General features: G+C 38.0%; 15 protein-coding genes and 1 pseudogene. 3 read left to right on the top strand and 13 right to left on the bottom strand.

Annotation, left to right across the window (positions count from 1 at the left end; genetic code table 11):
- Positions 1–9: 9 nt before the first annotated feature.
- The 8 genes and pseudogenes from JIV24_RS05880 to JIV24_RS05845 all read right to left on the bottom strand — a co-directional run bounded on the left by JIV24_RS05880 (position 10) and on the right by JIV24_RS05845 (position 11,391).
- Positions 10–1,650, bottom strand: coding sequence for a sulfatase family protein (locus JIV24_RS05880; protein ID WP_234445721.1), 1,641 nt, complete (start codon positions 1,648–1,650; stop codon positions 10–12).
- Positions 1,651–1,679: 29 nt separating this feature from the next.
- Positions 1,680–2,930, bottom strand: a complete 1,251-nt coding sequence (locus tag JIV24_RS05875; RefSeq protein WP_200464085.1) for an IS4 family transposase — start codon at positions 2,928–2,930, stop codon at positions 1,680–1,682.
- Between the two features lie 610 nt (positions 2,931–3,540).
- Positions 3,541–3,801, bottom strand: a complete 261-nt coding sequence (locus JIV24_RS05870; RefSeq protein WP_200464122.1) for an HU family DNA-binding protein — start codon at positions 3,799–3,801, stop codon at positions 3,541–3,543.
- 818 nt (positions 3,802–4,619) lie between these two features.
- Entirely contained in the window at positions 4,620–5,999 is a 1,380-nt protein-coding gene (locus JIV24_RS05865) for a hypothetical protein (protein WP_200464084.1), read from the bottom strand.
- Positions 6,000–6,001: 2 nt separating this feature from the next.
- Positions 6,002–7,627: a sulfatase family protein gene (locus JIV24_RS05860; RefSeq protein ID WP_200464083.1), complete on the bottom strand. Its 1,626-nt coding sequence runs from the start codon at positions 7,625–7,627 to the stop codon at positions 6,002–6,004.
- Between the two features lie 41 nt (positions 7,628–7,668).
- The gene (locus JIV24_RS05855) at positions 7,669–9,903 is read right to left on the bottom strand and encodes an alpha-L-fucosidase (RefSeq protein ID WP_200464082.1); all 2,235 of its coding nucleotides are present in this window, start codon (positions 9,901–9,903) and stop codon (positions 7,669–7,671) included.
- Positions 9,904–9,923: 20 nt separating this feature from the next.
- Positions 9,924–10,442, bottom strand: a pseudogene (locus JIV24_RS05850) (family 20 glycosylhydrolase); the annotation flags it as partial.
- A gap of 460 nt (positions 10,443–10,902) precedes the next feature.
- Positions 10,903–11,391, bottom strand: coding sequence for a PaaI family thioesterase (locus tag JIV24_RS05845; RefSeq protein WP_200464080.1), 489 nt, complete (start codon positions 11,389–11,391; stop codon positions 10,903–10,905).
- 170 nt (positions 11,392–11,561) lie between these two features.
- Here JIV24_RS05845 and JIV24_RS05840 point away from each other — a divergent pair, with 170 nt between their 5' ends.
- Genes JIV24_RS05840 through JIV24_RS05830 form a run of 3 tightly spaced genes read left to right on the top strand, consistent with a single transcriptional unit; the run spans position 11,562 to position 17,223 of the window.
- Positions 11,562–12,701, top strand: a complete 1,140-nt coding sequence (locus tag JIV24_RS05840) for an efflux RND transporter periplasmic adaptor subunit (protein ID WP_200464079.1) — start codon at positions 11,562–11,564, stop codon at positions 12,699–12,701.
- Positions 12,702–12,706: 5 nt separating this feature from the next.
- The gene (locus JIV24_RS05835; protein ID WP_200464078.1) at positions 12,707–15,850 is read left to right on the top strand and encodes an efflux RND transporter permease subunit; all 3,144 of its coding nucleotides are present in this window, start codon (positions 12,707–12,709) and stop codon (positions 15,848–15,850) included.
- The gene (locus JIV24_RS05830) at positions 15,850–17,223 is read left to right on the top strand and encodes an efflux transporter outer membrane subunit (protein ID WP_200464077.1); all 1,374 of its coding nucleotides are present in this window, start codon (positions 15,850–15,852) and stop codon (positions 17,221–17,223) included. Before JIV24_RS05835 ends, JIV24_RS05830 begins: the two co-directional genes overlap by 1 nt.
- A 122-nt stretch (positions 17,224–17,345) precedes the next feature.
- Here the strand turns inward: JIV24_RS05830 and gyrB are convergent, their stop codons facing one another.
- The 5 genes from gyrB to JIV24_RS05805 all read right to left on the bottom strand — a co-directional run bounded on the left by gyrB (position 17,346) and on the right by JIV24_RS05805 (position 26,469).
- The gene (gene gyrB / locus JIV24_RS05825; RefSeq protein ID WP_200464076.1) at positions 17,346–19,310 is read right to left on the bottom strand and encodes a DNA topoisomerase (ATP-hydrolyzing) subunit B; all 1,965 of its coding nucleotides are present in this window, start codon (positions 19,308–19,310) and stop codon (positions 17,346–17,348) included.
- 163 nt (positions 19,311–19,473) lie between these two features.
- A complete protein-coding gene (locus JIV24_RS05820; protein ID WP_200464075.1) occupies positions 19,474–21,231 on the bottom strand; it encodes a TonB-dependent receptor in 1,758 nt (585 codons plus the stop codon).
- A gap of 12 nt (positions 21,232–21,243) precedes the next feature.
- Positions 21,244–24,288, bottom strand: coding sequence for a tetratricopeptide repeat protein (locus tag JIV24_RS05815; protein ID WP_200464074.1), 3,045 nt, complete (start codon positions 24,286–24,288; stop codon positions 21,244–21,246).
- 159 nt (positions 24,289–24,447) lie between these two features.
- On the bottom strand, positions 24,448–25,179 hold the full coding sequence (locus JIV24_RS05810) for a cell division ATP-binding protein FtsE (RefSeq protein ID WP_200464073.1): 732 nt from the start codon (positions 25,177–25,179) through the stop codon (positions 24,448–24,450).
- A gap of 90 nt (positions 25,180–25,269) precedes the next feature.
- On the bottom strand, positions 25,270–26,469 hold the full coding sequence (locus JIV24_RS05805) for a pyridoxal phosphate-dependent aminotransferase (protein WP_234445720.1): 1,200 nt from the start codon (positions 26,467–26,469) through the stop codon (positions 25,270–25,272).
- Positions 26,470–26,563 lie beyond the last annotated feature (94 nt).

Raw genomic sequence — 26,563 nt, 5'->3', positions numbered from 1 at the left:
ATGCTTTACTTATTTCTTTTTTATTTGTGATATGAACTTCTGATCCAACTCATCACTATCTCCATACTTCTCTCGTACCTCCTCTAATTTAGCGTGCATTTGCTTTTGAACATCAGCGTAAGCAGGGTCATCATAAATATTGTTCATTTCGGCAATATCCTTTTCCATATCATACATTTCCCATACGTCGTATGGATGATAGAAATGAATCAATTTATACTTGTCCGTTCTGATACCATGATGTCGCGGCACATTGTGCTCACCCGGATTTTCGTAGTATGTGTAATAAATGGCATCACGCCAATCGTCTGACTCACCACTCACCACTTTACGGAAAGATTCACCTTGAACGTCCTGAGGTATTTCGATGTTCGCATAATCCATGAAGGTTGATGCAAAATCCAGGTTTTGAACCAATTCATCAACCACTGTTCCAGCTTCTATCTCACGTGGATATTTCATCAATAATGGTGTTCTGAATGACTCTTCATACATAAAGCGCTTGTCAAACCAACCATGTTCTCCCAAGTAAAACCCCTGATCAGACGTATAGACCACAATGGTATTTTCACTTAATCCATTCTCTTCCAAATAATCAAGCATCGTACCTACTCCATCATCAACTGACTGAATAGAAGCCAGATAATCATGCATATAACGGTTATATTTCCATAAGGCTAATTCTTTTCCTTCATAACCTTTGGCCTTAAAATCTTCAATAATAGGATTGTAATGTGCATCCCAGGCTAATTTTTGCTCTTCTGTTAAACGGTTATATAAACTTTTTCCCCACTTGGCATACTTACTGTCAATCTCAGCATCAACCATTTTTAAGTCATATACCAAATCCATGTGCTCAAAGATCCCCATTTCATGATTTACAGCCGCTTCTCTTCCTTCGTAGTTATCAAAGAAATTAGCTGGAGGCGTAAATATTTTATCTCCATTCAAATCAAGGTATTTGGCTTCTGGCATCCAGGTTCTGTGAGGTGCTTTCTGGTTATAAATCAAAAAGAAAGGTTTATCCTGCTTACGCTTATTCTGCAACCAATCCAAAGCGATATCAGTGGTGATGGTTGTACAATAGCCCTCGTATCTTTTCTTCTCACCATTCTCAATAAAATCAGGATTGTAATAGTGGCCCTGACCAGGTAATATATTGTAGTAGTCAAATCCTTGAGGTTTTCCCGGGATATGAATTTTACCAACCAAAGCCGTCTGGTATCCTGAATTCTTCAATTGCTTAGCTACATTATCCTGATTCCAGTTAAATTTAGAATGGTTATCAATTTTACCATTTACAAAACTGTGCTTGCCGGTAAGCATAACAGCTCTACTTGGTGCACATATTGAATTCGTAACAAAACCATGGTTAAAAATAGCTCCTTCTTCAGCTAAACGATCAATATTAGGTGTTTGATTTAAACTACCATCGTAGGCGCTGATAGCCTGGTAAGCATGATCATCACTCATGATAAATATAATATTGGGTCGCTCAATTGGCTTGGAACAGGAAATTGCTGAAACAATTACTAATAACAATACCAGATATTGCTTTCCCATTGTTTTTTGAACTGTTGATGTCATATATTCTTTCACTATTAACCGACTAAAGTCGGGATTCATAAAAATATCTTCTATAACGCCCATTTATTGGGCGTTCATTTTTTACTTTCAAGTTAGACCCCATTCCAATTCAGCTTTAATTGACCTGGTGAGCCTCCAACTTGCTTTTTGAAACTCCTACTGGTGTTGCGTAAAAGCTCTGTTAATTCAAGCATGCTTATCAAGTGAATTCTCACAAGTGATGCGACCACAGAAAAAGCCTTCTTGGTTTGTGCCTTCTTTTGGATAACAGTCATTAAAAGCTGAGCTATTAGAGTACACCATACTTGCGTGCGTATAGCATTTTCATTTTCGCCATAGAAGTAGTGGAGTTGAAAGTTTTGCTTCATCTTTTTGAAGAGCAGTTCTATACCCCAGCGTTTCTTGTATAGAAAAGCCACTTCTTCCGCTGTGATTTCAAAACTATTAGTTAAGAATTCAAAGTAGCGATTCTGCTCATCTTGATAAGCTACTTTTCTTAGCCTTAACAACTTCTTAATTTTGTACTGTTTGCCGCCATCCTCATTCTCCGGATAGTATTCTAACTCTATGGTCTGATCCTTTAGAACCTTGGCAATGCCTTTCTTTCGATAACCTGTTTTATGTGTTTCTACCACTGTGAAAACAGCATTTTTCTTTAAACGAGTGACAAAGTACACCTGTTGGTTAGTCCACAAAGCAAACTGATGATAATAGTTGTAAGCTTTATCGAAAACTATCATACTGTGCGATATTAGTTCTAAGCTCTTGAGAAAGTTTTTGTCATGCACCTTAGCTGCTGTAACTTTTACAAACCTACCGACTGATTGCACGGCATCAATAAGCATATGTACTTTTAGTCCGCCTTTCTTTTTGCCATCTCCTTTAGGATTGCGACCAACACCTTTAAGTACATCACTAAATAAACGAATAGTTGTAGAATCAATCAAAAGCACCTCTTTGAAGGTCAAGCCATAAGTTCGGCTGTCCGACAAAAATGTTTGGTATTTCTTAACCAATTCGAAATATAATGATTCAAAAAATTGATTGTCCCGATTACGTAATCCATCTCCTGCCGTACTCTTGGCAGGTGCCTTATCAAGACCCAAATGGTTTAACTTTCCGCCTAAGGCCCGCAGTCCTTCACAGATTTCAGTCACAGAATCACAACGGCTAAAAATCCCAAACAACATGGTAATAATATGGGTTCTAGTCTTAAAAGCTTTGTAGTAATGGTCACTATTGTGAAGCTTAATGAGCGATGATATGTCTACGACTTTAAGCAAATCTATTATCTGTTTGAATATCGGCTGACCGACAAAATTTATTTCGTTATTTTTACTCATGTTGTAAAATGTTTGTGCAAAATCAATTTACAACTTTGAGGGGAAACCTTAAGGGAGTACCCTCTTTTAAAAGTTTAATCGGTCACTAGTGATATTCTTTTTATAAAAATTCGATAATGCGAATATACTTTACTACTTCTTTAGCATCAAATTCTTTCGGATTCCTTTTATTAATAATCTATTTAATTTCCTCTTTTGGAACGTTAAAATCCATCTGAATCCATTCGCTATAAGTTCCACCACTACCATGACCTTTAGATTTATCTTGTAAATGACTCTTTTTAGACCGTAATGAATAAATGAAGTCTCTAGCAAACGATTAGATATCTATAATTATTGAAGAATTATTGATTCTTTATTTAATTCAAGTTCAATCCAATTAAGTGATACGTGTTCATTTTTACTCATAAAAAAAGGGAGCTCACCGCCCCCTTATTCATACATCAATATTGTACAGACTCAATAAAGAAATGATCACATTTAAAGCTTTTTTTAAAATCACACGTGCTTTTCTGTAAAACCTGCTGTGGTTTGAAGCAAAACCTAAGGTGGTTTTAGGTTAAACCTAGTGTGGTTTTGAGTGAAAGCACACTAGGTTTTTAAAAAGTACTTATTTCTTAGTGAACCCGGCACGTTTGATGCTCTCAATAATGCGCTTACCCGGTCGGTAGTTAACGCCAACTTTACGAATGGAATTAGCGGTTACTTTATCGGCCTCTTCTTCGCCTTGACTGCTTAAAGTAGCATATAAGCTGCCCAACTTATCCAATCGAACAATTCGCCCCTGGGCTAACATGTCCTGAATCACATTATCTAAAGCGATAATCACACCGTGGATATCCGCTTCAGATAATGCACTGAATTTTTCAATTGACTTAACTAACTAATCAATGGTCACTTCTTTGCCATTGATTATTTGGGCATAAAACTTTTTTATACCTCCGCCGGCAACGCCTGGCTGACCTTTTTCTACAACTTTGTAATCTAGAGCCATAGTATTTGGATTTTTAAATGAGCTAAGACCATGCTTTCATTGTCTGTAAATAGCCATTCATAGAAACAGAACCTCTAAAATGCCTAGCCATGATACTTTTTACTCATTTAGTGATATATTGCAGAAGTTCCGCCGACTTCCTCTTCCAAAGTGAGCACTCCAATGCCAGGTTGATGACCAGTCGGCGGAATACTTTGCAATACTTAATATGAAAATAATAGAAGACAGGTATTGTAATATATGATAAATGTCACCAGACTATTTTCCACAGTGCAACAGCTACTTTTGTTTGACGAACGTTAGGTTTTATTTGACGAAAATCCCTATTTAAAACACAATCCCAAAAATTTTAGTGTTTATACTAAAAAAATCATTATACGCTGAAAAGTTATCTAAGAAAACCTAATAGTGAATAATCAATATCGTGCAACAAAGTCAAGCTTCGAAACAAAAATAATCTGATACTGTTTCTGTTGTTATTTCCTACTTCCGATAGTGAACGACCAATGGCACGTTAACCGCCTCTCCATAGGCACAAATGGTGACAGCAGAGTGGTCAACACTCATGATACAAATGATGTTTTGCTGCTTCTGCTGAGTACATAAAATTTAATACCAATATGGCTAAGGCGTACACAAACATTAGTATTTGCGTGTATTATTAGATCATATTCAACTAATTGTCAAATGAATGATTATTGTTTGATAGCGGCTCCTAAGATATCCAATCCTATGGATTGACAGACTCCAAACTTGTTCATCTCTTTCATATTCTTGATATCCCAAACACGAATATCATCAGCAATCCCCCATTGTATTCTGAATTGTTCGATATACATTTTATCATTGGCTTCATTAGTGAATTCAGGCTGGAACTGGTTACTACTTTTATCACGCGAATTCCAAATAGCCTGAAGGGTGGCTGTAACATTCTCACTCAAATCAACAGCTAACAAGGCTTTTTCTTCCATTGCACCAAGGTATCGCATCATAATACCACGTCCTGCCAGGTAATCATTTCCGTGATTTGGGCCGAAGCTTGAGTAACAAGGTGCCTCACGAATAATATTATCGACTTGTGCCACAAGTGCTGTTTTCACACCTTGACCAATCATGGCTATCACTGTTCTTGCCTGATTGTCAAAAATAGATTTATCAAATCCATCATTTGGATAGTTGGCCTTCACAAATACCTCTAATTCATCCTGAACTGATAACATATCACTTAATGCTCCAACAATCATTCCCTGATCGCCTGTCCAAACCCATCCTTTGGCCCATGGTGGATGAATCTTTTCGATATATCCTGAACCTTCAAACTCAGCCATTGGACGCTCCTGCACCAAAGCTGCATCTTCAGATATTTTTTTCAGGTATTCATATTCCTCCAATTGGAACCATTTTTCGAACCAGACCCATTGTCGATAAGCCATATCCAGATACTTATCCCGATCTGCTACATTTTCTTCTAAGGCAACTCTATAAATTCTGGATGATAACAAAAATAACAAAGCATTGGTAACTGTATTTTTTACACCTAAACTCTGTCCATTAGCATCCCCGTTACGACATCCGTGAGCAACCGGTAAAGCATCGGGCGAATGATCATAGGCTGTTTTCTTTTTGTACTCCCAGCATAAATCCGTTGAAAGTTTCCAAAATTTATCAGCTAGTTCATTTTCTCCCATTTTAAGCAGGTGCTTTCGAGCATTTAATGCCTGTAATCCCCACCAACCAAAATCATCTGCCCATAAGCTACCCGGATCGAAGCGATTAAAAAACACCAAGTTTTCCTCCAGCATTCCTTTTATATCCTGCTGCATTTGAAGAACCTCCGGGTCATTAGGCCACTTCATTAGCGCAGCATCGGCAAACACCAAACAAGCATCAAAGGTATTGCCTCGTTTCCAAAAGTCATTAAAATCCCATACCTCTTTAAATCTATTAAATGAGGCGATGGACATGGTTTTCAGTTCATCTTTCTTTTCTTTCTCGGCACAGGCGCTAAAGGCGACTAAAGTGTTAAATGCAATAAAAATAAATATTAATAGCTTTTCAAGACTTATTTTTCTCATTGTCATCTGTTTATTAATTTCTGATTATACTTTTCGATAAACTTTTTATCCAGTTCAGGTGAATCTTTATATTTTTCACGCATCTGTACTAAATCCGCTTTCAGCTGTTTCACCACATCGGCATACGAAGGATCATCATATATACTGTTTACCTCATTGGGATCATTAAGTCGATCGTACAACTCCCATTCATCTACATCGTGATAAAAATGGATGAGTTTATATTCCTTTGTGACAATGGCATAATGACGCTTAACCATGTGAATACTCGGGTATTCGTAATAATGATAGTATACCGCTTCTCTCTCCCAATTATCTTTGTCGCCCCTTAGCAATGGTATAATACTCTCACCTTGCATATCAGCTGGTCTATCAATTTGAGCTGCTTCCAACAGTGTTTGAGCGAAGTCCAGATTTTGAACCATTTCGTTTTCAACAGTTCCTGCCTGAACAACACCTGGCCATCGAACTAACAAAGGCGTTTTAAACGACTCGTTATATACAAATCGTTTATCAAACCAACCATGCTCACCAAGGTAAAAGCCTTGATCCGATGTGTACACCACTATCGTATTCTCTGCTAATCCTGTTTCATCCAGATATTCCAATAAACGACCTATGTTATCATCCACCGAAGAAATACATGCTAAATAATCCTGCATATAGCGCTGGTATTTCCATTGCATTTTTTCCTTATCTGACATTGTTGGCCAGTTGGCTTTGAAATAGTTATTGATACTATCCAAAACAGGATCCAGTTGTGCCTTTTGCTCTTTTGAAGCGCGTCCATAAGGATAGGCAAAGCCATTTTTCCATTCTTCTACAAGCGGTACCAATTGGTCACCCATTTCAGACTTAGTTTCGGGCCTTATTTTGCTATCATGACCATAGTGCATATGCGTTAGAAGATTCATCTCGGCTGTTTTGGCTGCTGTACCTCTGTTGCTATAATCATCGAATAGTGTTGCCGGCTCAGGAAATGTTCGTTTTGTAAACTCTTCAAACTTATCGGGACGCGGCCACCATGGGCGATGCGGTGCTTTATGCATATACATCATCATAAATGGCTCATCATCCTGAGCTTCACGGTCCAACCAATCAATTGCCATATCGGTAATAATATCGCTTACATAACCTTGTATGCTTGTATCGCCTTTACTGGTAATAAAATCGGGATTGAAATAGTTACCTTGCCCCGGAAGTATGCTAAACTCATCAACGCCTTTAGGGTTATTACCAAAATGTAGCTTCCCGAAAATGGAAGTTTTATAGCCGTTGTTCTGAAATATTTGAGGGAAAGTTACCTGTGTGGTGTCAAAGGCAAAATGGTTATCAATTTTACCATGTAGATGGCAGTGTTTACCGGTTAATATTGTAGCCCTAGATGGTGCACAAATAGAATTGGTGACACATGCATTCGTAAACAACATGCCTTCAGTTGCTAAGCGGTCAATATTAGGCGTTTCAATCAAGCGATCATCATAGGCACTAATTGCCTGATAAGCATGATCATCGGACATGATGAAAATGATATTGGGTCGTGATTTTTTCTTTACCTCTGAAGTTTTTTCAGACTTACAAGAGGCAAGCATTGTAATACAAATTAAACTTAGAATAAAAGCTTTCATATCTACTATTTTTTTCTACAATTTGAATTCCGGTATTACATCTAAAGCAAATCAATTTCTGCTATGGCAGATGAACTACTTCCTTGTGCTGTTTCAATGGTTTCAATCCTAATATATTTGGTTTTAACCGGCTTATCAAAGAAATGTCGGCGTGGCGATGGATCGTTTATTAAATTACCAAATTCAAATGTTTCAACTGCTTGCCACGTTCTGCCATCGAAACTGATTTTCAATACGCCTTTTTCAATCATTCCCTCCTTATTATCAAGTGGTGGCGTATACATAAATCCATTAATCGTATAAATGGCTCCTAAATCAATTGCCAGATTACTATGGTGCTCATTCGGCTTTGATTGCCAAAAGGTATTCACACTTCCATCAAAAGCTTGCTTTCCATTATTATCCGCAACATTACTCGAGGCACTTAGTAATTTCCAATCTGTCTTAACCAGACCTATGAATGCTTTTGTAAGCGGACCTGCAATGTCATTATCAAAAGCGCATGCATGAACAATCCCGGAAGAGAAATTAAAAGTTCCGGTATATAATTCTGAAGCATGTGTAGGGATACTTCCATCAGTAGTATATCTGATTTCTAATCCTTTGTTTAAGTTTGACAAGAAGTCTTCGCCATGTTGCTTCCATCCGAATTTGTGTTGCTTTAACTGAATGGTGATTGCTCCATTGACATCGCTCTTCACCTCCAATTGTGGCGGACGCATTTTATAGTAATGAGCTGAAATTGTTGAAATGGCTGGCGTATACCTTTCTGCAGTCACCCTGAAACGAAATCTATCAGAACTCACTTCCGGAAAACGTAAAATGCGTTTATAGCCAATATTGGTGCCTGTTGCAATTTCTTTCCATTCATCGTTAATCCAGGCTTCCATAGTATGCCTTTCAACGCGTTCACTATGAGTTTGAATAGATTCCTGAATAACAAAACGATTAATAGTGACTGGCTCTTTGGTATTAATTTCTATGGTCTTCGTATTTTCTAATAATACATAGGTATCCATATTACCATCCAATACATTTTTCGGTCCTTTTGCTCCTGACAGAATGTTATGACCATAAGTAGCATTGATTCGTTCGCCGGATTCTCTTAAAGCTGCCACATCACGTGGAGAAAATTGACCTTCACGATTAGGTGGGATATTCAACAAAAATGTTGAATTCCCTCCGACCGATCGCTCATACATATCAAATACATCATCGGCACTGCGTACACCTTGATCGGTATCGTCGCGGTAAAACCATCCTTCTCGTATCGATGTATTGGTTTCAGCCTGTTGATAATGCAAGAATTTACCTTCGTATAATTGTGCTCTTTCGCCCAATTCCTTAGCCGTTAAATCACCAAAACGATTCATCAAAGCTGGATTTTTCTGATACGGAATGATATTCCATTCACTATGACGCGTTTTTCCCGCTTCATTGCCACACCAGCGAATATCTTGCTTTCCGAAAACCACAGCTTCAGGAGCCAATGTTTGAATAAGCTCTTTCCATGCCAGATAGTTGTATTGTTGTCCTCCTTTTCGTTTTGGATGAGCGCCATCAAACCAAACCTCATGAATAGGTCCATATTCGGTTAATAACTCAAAAAGCTGGTTAAGGAAATACTCGTTGTAATCATCAACAATGAATTTAAATGTTGTCTGATTTTCAAAAGGACGCTCATCGACGCGCCTTGGTATTACACGTTCTGTGTACTTACTCAAGTTCCCATAAAGCCCTCGTTCATTTTCAATCTGGTATAAATCAGCTGGAGATAAATAAACACCTAGTTTTAAACCATATTTGGCACATGATTCGGAAAGCTCCTTAAGAACATCACCTTTACCATTTTTGTAAGGCGATGACATAGTGCCGTGAGTCGTATACCTCGACTGCCACAAACAGAAGCCATCGTGGTGCTTAACGGTAAGAATAACCATTTTCATTCCTCCGGCAACCATGGCTTCACACCATTGGTCGGTATCCAGATTTTGCAGGTCAAAACTTGCTGGATCTTCCATGCCGCTACCCCATTCCATTCGGGTAAATGTATTAGGGCCAAAATGAATAAAGGCAATGTATTCGTTCTTTAATGCTTCAAACTGATTGGAGGTTGGGATTACATGGGCTGCCTTTAAAATTATGCTATCCTTCGAATCATCATCGTTTATTTCAATTGTAGAGTTAAGCTCCATTAAATTTCCTGATGAACCATTACAAGAAAGGAGATAAAAAGATAATGCAATAGCTATAAATAATTTCAAAAAATAACTCATGTGTACCTTAATGATTACGTTTATTTTAAAAACTTACTTTTAACACTCGGTATAGGTCCTTCAAAAGCTTCTGGTTGTATTTCTTTCCGTCGTTGAATACCCATTGCCGGAATGCGATAATTAATTCCTAAATTATTATAGCGTTCAAATTCCATCACCATTTTCTTTTGGAATAAATCCCAATCCAGACAGCTGTCTATGGTCCATGCTTTTTCAGCAATCGCCATCAAACGCAGATATTTCATATATTCCAGACGTTTCTGATTACTAATAAACTCCGTCCATATTGCGGCCTTTATGCCTAAGATATTATCTAGTTTTGATGCTTCATAAGTCACTTTAATCGGATTCTAGTTATAGATCATCTTAACTGAATTAACATCATTAATAACTCCTTTCCAATCCGCTCCTGCTTCATCCAGATGTTCCGGGTTGTCAAGATACATAAAGTTTGAAGGAGATAGAATTAATTGGAGGCCTTTGTTTAAAGCTTCAACATCAATAGGCGTATCGAGCCATTGCCAATTTTGAATAATGGTATGAGTTTTTACACCAAAATCGGCAGCATCATCCTAGGCCACAGGGGCATATCCCTGCTTATGAATATAATCAGCCATTTGGTCAATCATCTTTTTTAGGAATTGTAGCCTTTCCTAAAGAATCACGTGAACTTGTCATTTATATGACAACAATTTCATTACCAACATAGCCTAACAACAACATCGAAAAGAGTTGATAATACCAGAGGAAATAATTATAAAAGACTGCGATTAACCTATAATAAGGTTTTGAACATGACTATTCTTACTAAAAATAATAATCAATGCTACTAATGGAATATTTTTCCATTTTAGTCTAAAAAAATCAAACGTTTATCACAATACAGAAACTTTCCAGTATTAGCCATCACGTTTTTACTTATCTTCGTAACATCTTTCCTGACAGGTTGTTTTCCCCTTGCCCCGTTCTGACACTCTTTCCAAACCGAGCGGGGCATTTTTATTCCCAAAACGCCTCTTTACCTGGATACATATATTTGGCTTTGGCTACGTTTGTTGGAAACAAAAAATATTCAACGATAGCTGAACTACAGATGACTCCAGCTGAATTAACAATCTCGGTCTTTATGCGTGCCAATCGTCTGGTTTGCTCTTCTAGGTATGCTCTAATTGTGACTTCACCACCACTAATATATAGAGGCTTATGGTAATTGACATCTAAACGATTTGTGACGCCTGCCGTATCCAACATCGAATAAATATACCAACTGGCAATCTCATCCATTAAAGTGGCCTGTATGCCACCATGAACAACATTGGTATAACCTTCAAAGTTTTTAACAGGGTTCCATTTGGTGAACACCACATTATTCTCTTCATAAAAGTGCAATTTAAAACCTATTGAATTCTGTGGAGAACACCCAAAACAATTATAATTATCTCCCTTTTCTTCGATAAAAGGGTTACGTATTTTTCTAATCTCACTCATATATGCAAATTATTAAAATTTCAATCTAAAATATCTAAACATTCAGCAAGATCATCTGTTTTTGTAATATATTTAACTATTACAATTAAACAGTTATAGGTATTCCCTTAAAATGTATACTTTTATACAGCCTAGATTAATAAACTATAGACTAATCAACCTTTCACATTATGAGAAACACATTATCAATTCTATTGTTAATAACCTTACTTATCGGGTGTAAGAACAAACGCCCAGATATGGGACCTCCACAAATACCCGTTTACACTTCACAAACTGAGAACATCGCCTTACACAAAGACTTTGTAGGACAAACATATGGCCTGTTTGACATTTCCATCAGAGCACGAGTAGATGGATACCTTGAAGGCATACATTTTGACGAAGGTGGTAAAGTGAAAAAAGGACAGTTACTTTATTCAATTGATCCAGCTCCATTAAATGCCAAAGTTGCAGAAGCCTTAAGCATGGTTGCTCAGGCCAAAACAAATTTAGTTAAAGCGGAGAGTGACTATAAACGCTATAAACCATTAGCTGAGAGCAATGCGGTGAGTCAAAGTGATTACGATGCTGCAAAAGCAAGTTATGGTGCTGCCCAAGCTTCTCTTGAAGCTGCTGAGGCTTCTTTGGATTATGCTAAAATTCAACAGAGTTACACGAAGATTTATTCGCCAATAAATGGCTTAATTGGTCGATCGAAAGCTAAAGTTGGTGATTATGTCGGTCGAGAACCAAATCCGGTTGTATTAAATACAGTATCTCGTCTTGATACTATTTTAGTTCAGTTTCACCTCACAGAACTACAATATCTTAATATTATCAACTTTTCCAAAGCTCAAGAAGCAGTTACAAACCCTCGTAAAGAAGAAAAAGCAGAAGTTGAACTGTTTTTCGCTGATGGTAGCCGACATCCACACTTAGGAAAAGTAGATTTTGTTGGAAGAAATGTAGATCCCACAACTGGAACGCTATTAGTACAAACTTCATTTCCAAATCCAAGAGAATTGGTTCGTCCAGGACAATTTGCAAAGCTTCGTTTAACCATTGACAACCCTAATGATGTTGTCGTTATTCCTTTAAAGTGCCTGCAAGAAGTGCAGGGACAATACAGCTTGTTTGTAGTTGATGCCGATAACAAAGTAGAATATCGCTCAGTAGAAATTGGTCAAACACTCATGGACATGGTCATTATTACCTCCGGCCTTAAAACCAATGAACAAGTTGTTATGGAAGGTCTTAACAGGATACGTACTGGAATGACAATAATACCACAAGAGAAAGCATTTAAGTCAATACGCAATAATCAATAATTATTATGGGAAGTTTCTTTGTTAGAAGGCCAATTGTGGCCATGGTTATTGCCATTATAATATTATTGGTTGGGAGTATTTCAGCTCTGCAACTACCAATGGAGCAATTTCCAGACATTACTCCACCAATGGTTCAGGTGCGTGCTAATTATACTGGTGCCAATTCATTAAATGTGGAGCAATCAGTAGCAACACCACTTGAGCAACAGTTAAATGGTGTTGAAAATATGATATACATGAAATCGACTAATGCCAATGATGGCAGTATGGCGATTAATATATCATTTGAAGTAGGTACAGATCCTGATATGAATACTGTATTTGCACAGAACAGAGCATCCGCTGCAACAGCAAAGTTACCAGAAGAAGTTAAACGTCTAGGGGTAACAACTCAAAAAAGTATGAGTAGTATTGTAATGGCACTTGCTGTTTACAGTGATGGACGTTTTGATCAGGAGTTCTTAGGTAACTACTCTATCATTAATATTCAGGATATTTTGGCGCGTACCAACGGCGTTGGAAGAGTACAAGTAATGGGTGCCAGCGACTATTCGATGCGAATTTGGATAAAACCGGATAGGCTTTCGCAGTTAAACCTAACGGTGCCTGAAATAACAGCTGCCATACGCGAGCAAAATGTGATTGTTCCGGGTGGTAAATTTGGTGCAGAACCTGCCCCGGCAGGAACCGAACACACCTATACTGTAACTTTACCAGATCGTTTAGTAACAGCTGAAGAGTTTGGCAAGGTCGCCATCAGAACCAATATCGATGGTAGCCAAATACTTCTTAAAGATGTTGCTACCATTGAACTGGGAACCGAAAGTTATAACTCAAATGCACAATTTAAAGGTAAGCCTTGTGCTTTAATTGCAATCTATCAGTCACCGGGGACTAATGCGGTAACCATGGGAGAAGAAATCCTTAAAACCATGGATGAACTGGCCCTTTCATTCCCCGAAGGCGTAACTTACGATGTGGCGCTTGATGCCACAGCTCCTATTACAGCAGGACTTAAGGAGGTTGCTATCACTTTAATTGTTGCACTGATACTGGTAATATTAGTTGTTTTCATATTCATTCAGGATTGGCGAGCAACGCTTATTCCAACCATTGCCATACCTGTTTCCCTTATCGGAGCTTTTGCGATTTTCCCAATGTTAGGCTTCACTATTAACACCTTATCACTGTTAGGACTAGTGCTTGCAATTGGTATTGTAGTTGATGATGCCATTGTGGTTGTTGAAGCAGTTCAGGTGAATATTGAAAAAGGCATGAATAACCGCGAAGCAACGATTGCTGCAATGAAGGAGGTAACGGCACCCGTTATAGCCACAACTCTCGTACTAATTGCAGTGTTTATTCCGGTCGCATCCATGGGTGGTATAACAGGCCAGCTGTACCAACAGTTTGCCATCACGGTAGTTGTATCCGTTTGCTTCTCATCAATTAACGCTCTCACACTCTCTCCTGCCCTTGCTTCAATACTCTTGCGAAAGCCAGAATTACCAGGTGGTATTCTTGGGCGCTTTTTCAAATCATTCAATAAAGCATTTGACAAAAGTTCGGTGAAGTACATGAAAGTGACCAATATTGTTGCCCGAAAGATTACACGAAGTATGATTTTTATCGGCGCAACTGTTGTTCTGATTGTTGTTGTCGGCCGCTTTATTCCAGGAGGGTTTATTCCTGAAGAAGATCAAGGATATTTGTTTGTAAATGTGCAATTACCTGATGCTGCATCACTTCAACGTACCCAAGCAGTAGTTAACGAAGTAGAAACTATTCTAAACAGTGTTGAAGAGATCGAGAGTGTAGCATCGGTATCAGGTTATAACCTTCTTTCCGGTAGCATGTCAACTAACTCAAGTATTATTTTTGTAACACTTAAGAATTGGAGCGACCGTTCTCTAAAAGCTAACTGGATAGCGAAGAAACTTAACTTCATGTTCTATAAGGGCATTAAAGAAGCACAAGTCTTTTCTTTTGGTCCGCCCGCTATTCCTGGATTAGGTAGTGGTTCGGGGTTTTCGTTGATGCTACAGGATAAACAAGGCAATACACCACAGTACCTGGCCGATGAGGCTACCAAGTTTATTGAAGCAGCTCAAAAGCGTCCTGAAATTGCAAATATATTTACAACCTATCGAGCCAATGTGCCGCAAAGACGATTGAACATTAATCGTGACAAAGCACTCAAAGCAGGTGTTCAACTCAATGATTTATACACCACTATCAGTGCATTTTTAGGTGGGGCTTACATCAATGATTTTAATCGTTTTGGTCGATTATACAAAGCTTATCTTCAGGCTGCTCCTGAATTTCGATTAAGTGGCGAACAACTCGATATGTTCTTTGTCAAAAATAAAGATGGCGTCTCACTCCCATTATCATCACTCGTGACGGTTGAGAAGAGCTATGGTGCTGACTTTACAAATCGTTTTAACCTCTATCGTTCAGTCGAAATTACAGGTTCTCCGGCTTCAGGCTATTCATCTGCACAGGCTTTAGATGCACTTGAGGAAGTAGCTAACAAAGTTCTTCCTCCGGGAATGGGATACGAATGGGCAAACATGTCCTATCAAGAGAAAAAAGCAAGTGGTTCGGGTAATATTGTATTTGTGTTTGCCCTCATTTTTGTATTTCTCATATTGGCAGCTCAATACGAAAGTTGGTCATTACCTTTTAGTATCTTATTAGGTACTCCTTTTGCTGTGCTGGGCGCTATGATATTTGTGTTACTGTCTCGTTTAGTGAGCCCTAGCTTCGAAAACAATGTGTTTATGCAAATATCGTTGGTGATGCTCATTGCTATGGCGGCCAAAAATGCCATTTTGATTGTTGAGTTTGCAAAGATTAAATTCGATGAAGGTTTAAGCTTATTCGATGCTGCTATTGAATCAGCACGACTCCGTTTCAGGCCAATTCTTATGACAGCATTCTCTTTTATACTGGGTGTATTACCACTTGTTACTGCATCAGGAGCGGGTGCTGAAGCCCGAAAAGTAATGGGTATGGCACTACTTGGAGGAATGACCATTGCCACAATTCTGGGAGTTGTCATGTACCCAATGCTATTTGTATTTATTGGAAAAATAGCAAAGTATGAAGAAAAAAGAGCCATATCTAACCAAAAGAAAGAAGACTGATGAAGATGACTAAATATATTCTATTTCTCGTATTAGCAACATTACTGATTAGTAGTTGTAAAATGGGGGAAAACTATTCTCGACCCGAGATCGAAGCACCCCATAGCTTCGTATTTTCATATGGTGACACTACCTACAACGAAGCCATGAAGTGGTGGGATTTGTTTAATGATCCGGTGTTAGATACTTTAATAAAAAAAGCTCTGGAGAATAACAAAGATTTATTGGCAACAGCGCAAAATGTTGAAGCTGCCAGGCTACAGTTGGCCATTCAAAAAGCAGATCTTTGGCCGCAGTTTAATTATTCAGGCGCTGCTGGTAGAGGTAATTTTCAGATGCTAAAGCTACCTGAACCTACAAATAACTTCAGTTTAGTAGGGCAAGCAAGCTGGGAAATTGACTTTTGGGGTAAGCTCAGACGTATGAACGAATCTGCGAAGGCGCAATATCTGGCTTCTGAATATGGTTTAAATGCCTTGCGATTATCACTAATCACCACAGTAGCCACCACCTACTTTCAGGTGATGGAGTTTAACACCAAAGCAATAATAGCTGAGCAGACATACGAAATACGGGATAGCTCCTATAAAATTCTTAAGCATCGATTTGAAGCCGGTATTATTCCAGCCATTGATGTTAATCATTCGCGAATTCAAAAAGCCATTGCTGCCACAGCCATACCAGTTTATAAGCGAAATGCAGCGCAATCAGTGAATTTATTAAGTGTCCTTTTAGGTGAAAACCCGAAACCACTTATCATTGAAAACAAGTTGGATTCATTTACTGCTGCACCACTTATTCCTCCAGGTTTGCCTTCAGATCTGCTGAATAGAAGACCTGATATAATGATGGCAGAACAACAATTGGTTTCACAAAATGCCTTGGTAGGAGTTGCAAAAGCTGCACGATTACCATCTTTGAGTTTAACCGGTATGTTTGGCCTTGCCAGTGATGACCTAAGCACTATTACTTCCGGAGATCCAGCCTGGAGTATAAGCGGTAGTTTACTAGGTCCAATATTCAACTGGAATAAAAATTCGAATCGTGTTAAGGCTGAAAAGGCAAGAGCTGTTGCTGCTATTTATCAATACGAAAACACTATTTTGAATGCATTCAGAGAAGTTGAAGATGCCTTGATAACTATAGAAACTTTAAAAGAAGAAGAAGCCGCTATTCAGGAACATGTGGAAGCAGCCGTTGAAGCAGCCATTCTATCAGGCGATCGTTATGATAAAGGAATCGCCAGTTACATCGAATTTCTAGAGAGTCAACGCCAGGCATTTGATGCACAGATGTCGCAAACGAGTAACAAGCAAGATTTATTAGAAGCTTACGTTAAATTATACCAGGCCCTCGGAGGCGGATGGCAATAACAATAACGGATAGAAATAACAAAATGCACGGTTAATAAATAGCCGTGCATTTTTTATGTACTAAAAAAAACGAGACAAACTAAAATGATTGTCTCGCTAATATTTTAAGAAGAAGGAACTACTTACACATCAATATTTGCATAAGTCGCATTCTCTTCAATAAACTCTTTACGTGGTGGTACATCATCACCCATTAACATAGAGAATACACGGTCAGCCTCTGTTGCACTTTCAATTGTAACCTGACGTAATGTTCTCTCCTCCGGGTTCATGGTTGTTTCCCATAATTGTTCGGCGTTCATCTCACCAAGACCTTTGTAGCGTTGGATATGTAAAGCACTTTCTTTACCTCCACCCCAATCTTCTACTAATCGTAGTCGTTGATCTTCATTCCAGCAATAGGTTTGCTTCTGTCCTTTTTTAATTAAATATAAAGGAGGTGTTGCAATATAAAGGTAACCGTTTTCAATAAGACCTTTCATATATCGGAAGAAGAAAGTCATGATGAGTGTCGCAATGTGACTACCATCAACGTCGGCATCACACATGATTACAACCTTGTGATAACGAAGCTTTTCAAGGTTTAATGCTTTACTGTCTTCTTCGGTTCCAATTGTTACCCCAAGTGCCGTAAAAATATTTTTGATTTCATCATTTTCAAACACTTTGTGCTGAAGAGCCTTTTCAACGTTCAAAATCTTACCACGTAATGGCAAAATTGCCTGAAACTTACGATCACGACCTTGTTTGGCCGTACCGCCCGCCGAATCTCCCTCGACTAGAAATACCTCACATGCTGCAGGATCTTTATCTGAACAGTCTGCCAGCTTACCTGGCAAACCACCTCCACTTAGTACACTCTTTCGTTGCACTAACTCTCGTGCTTTACGTGCTGCATGACGCGCCTGTGCGGCTAAAATCACTTTATTTACAATATCCTTGGCATCCTTTGGATTCTCTTCAAGATAATTGGCTAACATGGTGCTTACCGCCTGATCAACAGATAGACTTACCTCACCATTACCTAGTTTTGTTTTTGTCTGCCCCTCAAATTGTGGTTCAGCTACTTTAACCGAAATAACGGCTGTTAATCCTTCACGGAAGTCATCACCATTAATATCAAACTTAAGCTTACTTAGCATTCCCGATTTTTCGGCAAATGTTTTTAAAGTACGCGTTAAACCACGACGGAAACCTGTTAAATGAGTTCCTCCTTCAATGGTATTAATATTATTAACGTATGAGTAAATATTTTCTGCAAAAGATGTGTTATAAAGAATCGCAATCTCAACAGGAATATCATTTTTCTCAGTAGAAATATGAATGGCTTTGTCAATCAACTTCTCGCGAGCTTCATCAATAAACTCTACAAACTCTTCCAATCCTCTTTCTGAGAAGTATTCTTCACTCTTAAATTCTTCATTTTCATCCAATTCACGTTCATCAGTTAATCGAATTTTAATGCCTTTATTAAGAAAGGCCAATTCTCTTAAACGATTAGCTAAAATTGAAAACTTATAAGTTGTGATATTGAAAATTGAATCATCAGGCTTAAAAGTAACTTTCGTTCCTGTGATATCGGTAGTTCCAACCTCGGTAATTTCAGTTACCGGCTTACCAATTGAGTATTCCTGAGTATTGATTTTACCACCTCGGTGTACTTCTGCCTTCAACATGGTTGATAAAGCGTTTACACACGAAACACCAACACCGTGTAATCCTCCAGATACTTTATATGAATCTTTATCGAATTTACCACCGGCATGTAATACAGTCATTACAACCTCTAGTGCCGATTTCCCTTCCTTTTCGTGATAATCAGTAGGAATACCACGACCATTATCAGTTACGGTAATTGAATCGTCTTCATGAATAAAAACTTCAATCGAATCGCAGTAGCCAGCCAATGCTTCATCAATTGAGTTATCAACCACCTCATATACCAGGTGGTGCAATCCTTTTTCGCCCACATCACCAATATACATAGCCGGACGCTTACGTACGGCCTCCAACCCTTCTAATACGGTAATACTACTGGCGCTATATTCACCTTGTTTATTTACATTTTCATTTACCTGATCACTCATCTTATATTCTTTTGAAAAGCGTAAAAAAACCGGCTAAACCGGTCATATACATCCTCCATATCGAAAGACACACAAATATAGCAAAAATCATCATTCAAACAGTGTTTAAAATGATGATTTTTGCATGTATTTCATTAAGATATTATTGCTGAATTAAATCCTTTTAAAATGAGAAAATTATGCCCGCTTTAGCATTGAATCTTTGGGTTGGATAGCCATTCCATTTATAGTATTTTGATGCTGCTACATTATTCATTGATACCCAGAAAGACCATTGTTTGCTAAAGAAGTATTCAGCTCCGATATTAACGTCGACAACTCCGTCTAGCTTTTTAACAAAGGAAGCATCAGTAACATCATATGCCGAACGTTCGCCAAGGTATTTAATACCTGCATTTGCATATAAATTTTCAAGGACATTGAAACTTCCGGAAACACCTATTTCAACCTCAGGCATGTGCCATGCTTCTGTCTGGGTGTCTAAACTCCAGCCATAATAAGCTCCATTCAAAGCAAACTCCATTGTTTTCTTGGGTTTATACAATAATTCACCCATCACCTTTAATACAGATCCATCGTCGTAAACCACATCAAACTGATTGGAATAATGCTGAATTGTCATTAGCTCTGGAGATGTTACCATGGTAGAATAGGCTTTATTAACCCAAAAGTGCTCATTATTAAAGAATCCATACTCCATGCCTGCCGTAAATGAGGTTGAAGCACTAAAATTGCCTTTAATACCTGCCATGAAATTCAGACCGTAAACCGATGATTTGACATTAATATCGGCAGAAGCAAAGGCATTCTCAGTCATAATGCTTTGATAATCGTTCATATTAACTTTACCATTAACACCTACATAAATACTGGCAATCCCCTCAACTACTGTTAATTCACCCATGATATCTGGCGTAAGGTAAAACTCATCTCCCTCAGTATCTAGTACACCAGCCATAATAAGGCCTACTTTTAAACTTGCATTATCTGATTTGAAACGAACTGATGGATTTACTTTTAGTAAAGTATGTGAGCGATCAGCAAAAGTATACATCGTTCCAATGGTATCGGGTACACTGGTGCTATAACTCTCAATGGCTCCTCCTAATTCGAAGGTTAAATCATTTATAGGACGATACAAATGACCGCCTAATTCAAAACCTGCCTGCCCAACACCTGTTAAATTGCCAAAGGTATTAAAACCTGCCCATGTGTTATATTGCGTTTTACGCTCATTAGTTTCATTATTTGATAAACTGATTTTCGCCTCAAGCCCTGACAATCGTTGATCAATATCAGGTACCAAAAAACTTCCAGCAAGCAAACTTCCATCAGGCATATCATACAATGTTCCATCAGATAATGTCTGATAACCATAGTACTGATATTTATTGTGATTAAATCCAATATCAACACTCAGTGTTTTATCGTCAAAAAAATGCTTAAAATCTGCCGCCACCCACGTATCATGAAATGTTGCATCAACCGTTTTATCATCCTCGAGTGTAACATTTCCCAGGGAACTTAAATGATAAATATTGAGTCCTAACAGAAACTTTTCATTCTCCAATATATTATATCCCAATTCGGCCAGTACGGAGCTATAATTACCAACTCCACCCTTTATATAGGATTTGTGAAGGTATTCTTTTCTTGCTGTATTGATTTTTGCAGCAGCGATTGGTGCCGGTTGATAATTAGTCGACACCGCGGTACTTAATATCCGATAATTAAAATTGGGATTAAACGTTGTTGAATCATCTACTTCGGGCATATAACTAACCTTGAAAGCATCTGAAACAATAGGCGTATAGGCTTTAACCACCTTAACATCCTGGTTGATTTTTTCCTGTGCACCAACAGTATTTAGATTACCAACAGCCACAAGAAAAATGATAGAAATTATATAGCAGTATCTCATCTTACTCATCAATTATCCTACGTTAATAGTTTCTGAACTGGTTGACTCTTCGACTTCTGTTTGCCAGCTTTTTAAATAGGCATCCACTCTCTGTTCGATATCATCATCACCTTCATAGTTATCTTTGATACTTTGCAGGTATTGCACCGCCTGAAAGGCTTCTCCCCTGTCATGGTATATTTCAGCTAACAAGATAAAACTTCTGGCTAACCAATACTGATGAGGGGTTCCTTTATCGATGTAATCAAAAATTTCTTTCTCCGAAGTATTCTTTTCGCCTTTGTTGTAAAGCATTTGTGCAACCTGAAACTTGGCTTCTGCGCCTTCTTCACTTTTAGTATTTTCCGCTACCTTTTTATAATGCTCAAAGGCCTGTTCTTTATTTCCAAGTTGTTGATAACTTTTCGCTAAATTAAATACCGCTTCACGTTTGATTTCATCGGCGATTTTATGTGATGTTAATAAGCTTTCTGCAGCTTTAATACATTCTTCTGGTTGTTCAATCTTTACCAGGCAGCGCATCTTACCAATTTTTGCCTCTAAACGGTTTTCAGCGATCTCAGCTTCCAGTTCAAGGCGGTTAAAACTCTCATAGGCTTTACGGTAGTCTTTCTGCTGGTATAATAATTCACCCATTCGTATTAAGGCCTCCTCGGTAAACAAGCTGCGTTCGCGTTCTGCCACATATTTAAATGAACTCAAGGCATCGGTATATGCACCGGTTTTATATTGACAATCGGCTTTGTAAAAATGGGCATTCAAAACAAACTTACCTTCAGGAAATTTATTCAGGTAATTTTTAAAATGACTAATAGCTCTGTTGCAATCACTCTGCATGTAAAAGCGTTCGGCCGACACAAATGTCAAACTATCCTGCTCACGCTCATCAACTTGCGCAAAAGAACCCAATGAAGCCGTATACTTCATATAACCATTCAGGTCATTGTCATCCATATAAATATTACGAATGCCATTTAAAGCATCTTCAGCCTCTTCGGTACCTGGATATTCATTCACAACCCTTTTGTAATAACGCATTGAATTATTAGCATCATCACTATTGTAATATACCAAACCCAGTTGTAACAAAGCTTTTTTGGCATAACTTCCTTTCGGATACTTTTCTTTAGTTGACTTGTAATAATATATCGCTTTATCATTATTACCCAGAGCCACGTAAGAACGACCTGTTTCATACAAGGCATCATCAACATAAGTAGATGTTGGGTAACGTTGCACCACATTATCCAGCACTTGTATTTTTTGGTCATACTGTTTCATAAGTCCTAAACAGAAGCCTTTTTGAAACAAAGCATAATCAGCTGAACTTTCCGGAATTTGTGAAGCTAAATCATAATATTTAATAGCCTGATTGAACTGACGACTGACAAAATAGCAATCACCTGCTCTATTGTAAGCATCTCCAAGCATAGCACGATCGCGCTTATCGGTCATGTTTATATACTTTCTGAACCAACTTTGTGCTTCGGTATATTCCTTTTGTTTAAAATACGAATATGCAATATTGTAATGCGCAATAGGAAACTCTTTCATCTCATAAGAGCCCGGTTGGAATATGTACTCGCGAAAATCAAGAATAGCCTTTGGATAATTACGCATTCGATAATGTGCTTCGGCCCTCCAGTAATAAGCACCAACTTTTAAGGTTTTATCATACTCGGCATACTTTAAGCTATAGTCGAAAAACTCAATAGCCTCACCAAAGTTTAAATCTGTAAATAGCTCTAATCCGCGATAATAAGCAACACGCTGCAAGGCTCGATACACATCTCCGGTCTTGCGGTTAATTTTCTCCATGGAAGCCAATGCCTCGCGGTAGTTTTTTGTGGTTAAAAAAGCCTTCCCTAAATACTCGTATGCCTCATCAATCTTATCGCTTTCAGGAAACAATTCAATGTATCGCATAAATGAATTGATGATTTCATTAAATGGAGAAAACGACAATTCATAGTTTAGTTTGATGTAATTAAGCAAAGCATCTTCCTGTATATCCTTGTTAAAATCATTGTTTGAAGCGGCTTCAAAAGCAACACGTGCTCGCTTTTTATCGCTCAACTTCAGATAACAATCTCCTAAATGATAATAGGCATTTTGCGCCATCACATCATCATCAGAAGTTACTTGTGATAAGCCCTCAACAGCTACTTCATAGTTTTTTATAAAATAATTGGCAAAACCCAAATGATAGTAATCCGATCGCAAAGGTTCGTCGACCAAATTGATTACTTTTTGATAGTAAACCGCTGATTTCTCATATTTCTTTTGAGCATAGTATGAATCGGCAATAATTCGATTCATATCTGCCTGTCGAGCTTTTGTGCCTTCAGAGGATAATTGTTCGGCATACTTTATCGCACCATTATAGTCTTCTTTTAGGTAAAGAATTTGTGCGATGTAAAATGGTATTACTTTTTTAAAACCTTTATCATTTTCGAGTTGCTTAAATTCATCAAGCGCCGTCTGATAATTACCCTTTTGGTATTGAATATGGGCATAATAATATTGAACAGATGAATGGTATTTATTATCTCGACCTTTAATCTTGTTAAACTTAACGAGTGCCTTATCAAACTCTTCAAGCATAAAAAGTGTATAACCTGCCGAAAAGTAATATTCTGTCTGTGTATCATCATCTAAAGCAGATGCTTTTACTTTATCATACCAGCGCGACGCCTGCTTGTATTTATTCTGGTCTTTATAGAAATCGCCTAAATGCATTTTTGCATAATGTAAGCGTTTACTATAAGGGTAATCCAACAGATAGCTTTCCCATAAATACTTTACATCATCGTTCCCTAACTTTTGAGCGCAAACACGAGTTAGGTAGGCTGCTTCGGCCACCATGGAGGAGTTATCTCCATTGGCATCTTGAACGTATTTATTAAAATTAATACGAGCCAAGCCATATTTCCCGAGGCGATACATTTCCATACCACGCTCATAAAGTTCTTTGGGTGATTCGTATTTGAGTGATTGTTGTGCAAAGGTGCAGTGCACAAGGCTGACAAAAAGCAATAGTGCGATTTTTCTCATCATAAGGATAAGGCCTTTAAATTAAGTTCTAACACTAAAACGTTTAAAATAAACTTTTAGTCTATCCATTTTTTATGGTGCTTAAAGATAACAAAAGTGCTTCAGCAGAAAAGTTAAAGTATTAAGATATTTTTACAAAAGAAGTAATAGCACCGCTATAGTTTAATCAAGTAAATCAAAGTCAATCTCTTCTTGCTTTGCTTCAAATAAGCGCGTATCCTCACAACGAATGGTTCGCCCCGGAAATTTCTTAAGAAGATTGTAATTATGGGTTGCCATTATAACGGTATTTCCTGAAGCACAAATCTTTTTTAACAGCTGCATTAATTCATCTGAAGTATCAGGATCTAGATTTCCGGTTGGCTCATCAGCAAGAATCAAGTCCGGAGAATTCAATAAAGCTCGGGCAATACCAATACGTTGCTGTTCACCTCCTGAAAGCTGATGTGGCATTTTATAGCCTTTATGTACCATATCAACATGAGATAAAACGTCTCGAATACGCTTATCCATATCCTTTTTAACTTTCCAGCCAGTGGCTTTTAACACAAACATCAGGTTGTCATATACTGTTCGATCAGACAGTAATTGAAAGTCCTGAAACACAATACCCATCTTACGACGAAGCAATGGCACCTGACTACTTTTTATTGTTTTTAGCGGATAACCTGCCACAAAACCATAACCTTCTTCCAAAGGCAATTCTTTATACATAGTTTTGAGCAAGCTTGACTTACCAGTACCAACCTTACCTATTAAATACACAAATTCGCCAGGTTGAATGCTAAAATTGACATCTTGCAATATCAAATGCTCTTGCTGACGAATACATGCATTCTTAAATTCGATAATATTTCCTTCGGAATTGGTGCTTTTTACTGGTTGTTTACTCATATCAAATCAATGATTGTATTTGAACATTAACAATCAAAGAAACAATTTTTTTGCGGGATATAAAACCATTAGTTATTAACAGCGGCACAACTACTGAAGTTGTGCCAATGCGTCTTTAACTCTTTGAAAAGCCTTCACCAATAATTCATCAGCAGCAGCGTATGAAAACCTAACACAGTTATTACTTCCAAAAGCACTACCAGGTACAGAAGCGACATGAGCCTTTTCTAATAAGTACATACTCATATCCATGGATGTATTAATAACGTGCTCCCCATTTGATTTGCCAAAATACGAACTGATATCTGGGAAAATGTAGAATGCGCCATCAGGAATCGCTACTATAAAGCCAGGGATATCTTTTACATTGTCCAATACCAGGTCGCGACGTTTATTAAACGCGACACGCATATCTTCGACACATTGCTGATCGCCTATAAAAGCCTGTATAGATGCCGCTTGAGCAATAGAACACACCCCAGAAGTATACTGACCTTGTAATTTAGTAACAGCTTTAGCAATTTCTGCCGGAGCAGCAATATAACCAATTCGCCATCCTGTCATGGCATACCCTTTAGACGCCCCATTAATAACTATCGTACGCTCTTTTAGCGGAGCAAATTCAGCTAGTCCCACATGCTTGCCTACAAAATTAATTTTCTCATAAATCTCATCAGAAATAATATATATATGTGGATGCTTTTCTAAGACGGCAGCCAAGGCTTTTAGCTCATCAGCATCATAAATACTTCCTGTTGGATTTGAGGGAGAGTTAAATAAAATCGCTTTTGTTTTTGATGTTATACTGGCTTCCAGCTGTTCTGGCGTGATTTTAAATTTGGTTTCAACACCAGCTTCGATAATAACAGGGGTGCCTTCGGCAAGCTTAACTAATTCAATGTAACTTACCCAATATGGTGCCGGAATAATCACTTCATCACCAGCATCTACAATGCATTGTAACACATTAGCCAAACTATGCTTTGCACCAGCAGAAATGACTATTTGACTTGGCGAATATTCTAAACCATTATCCTTTGCTAACTTATCAACAACAGCTTGCTTTAAAGCTGGAAATCCTGCTACAGGCGGGTAATGTGAAAGGTTATCATTTATTGCCTTAATAGCTGCCTCCTTAATATGTTCAGGGGTATTAAAATCAGGTTCTCCTAGTGTTAGGTTAATGACATCAACTCCACTATCTTGTAATTCCCTGCTTTTTTGGTTCATCTGAATGGTTTGCGACTCAGACAATGCATTAATCCGGTTTGAAATAACAGCTGTACTCATCAAAAACTCTCCTTTTTCTTAAAGTGATATAATTAACTTTAGCAATATGGCTGTGCAAAACATTTTATATCTTGCATGCGAATTGGAACAAAAT

The organism is Carboxylicivirga marina (genome assembly GCF_016612505.1).
Taxonomy (GTDB): domain Bacteria; phylum Bacteroidota; class Bacteroidia; order Bacteroidales; family Marinilabiliaceae; genus Carboxylicivirga; species Carboxylicivirga marina.
Note: the sequence above shows the minus strand (reverse complement) of the source record. Positions and strands in the feature narration are given on the sequence as shown.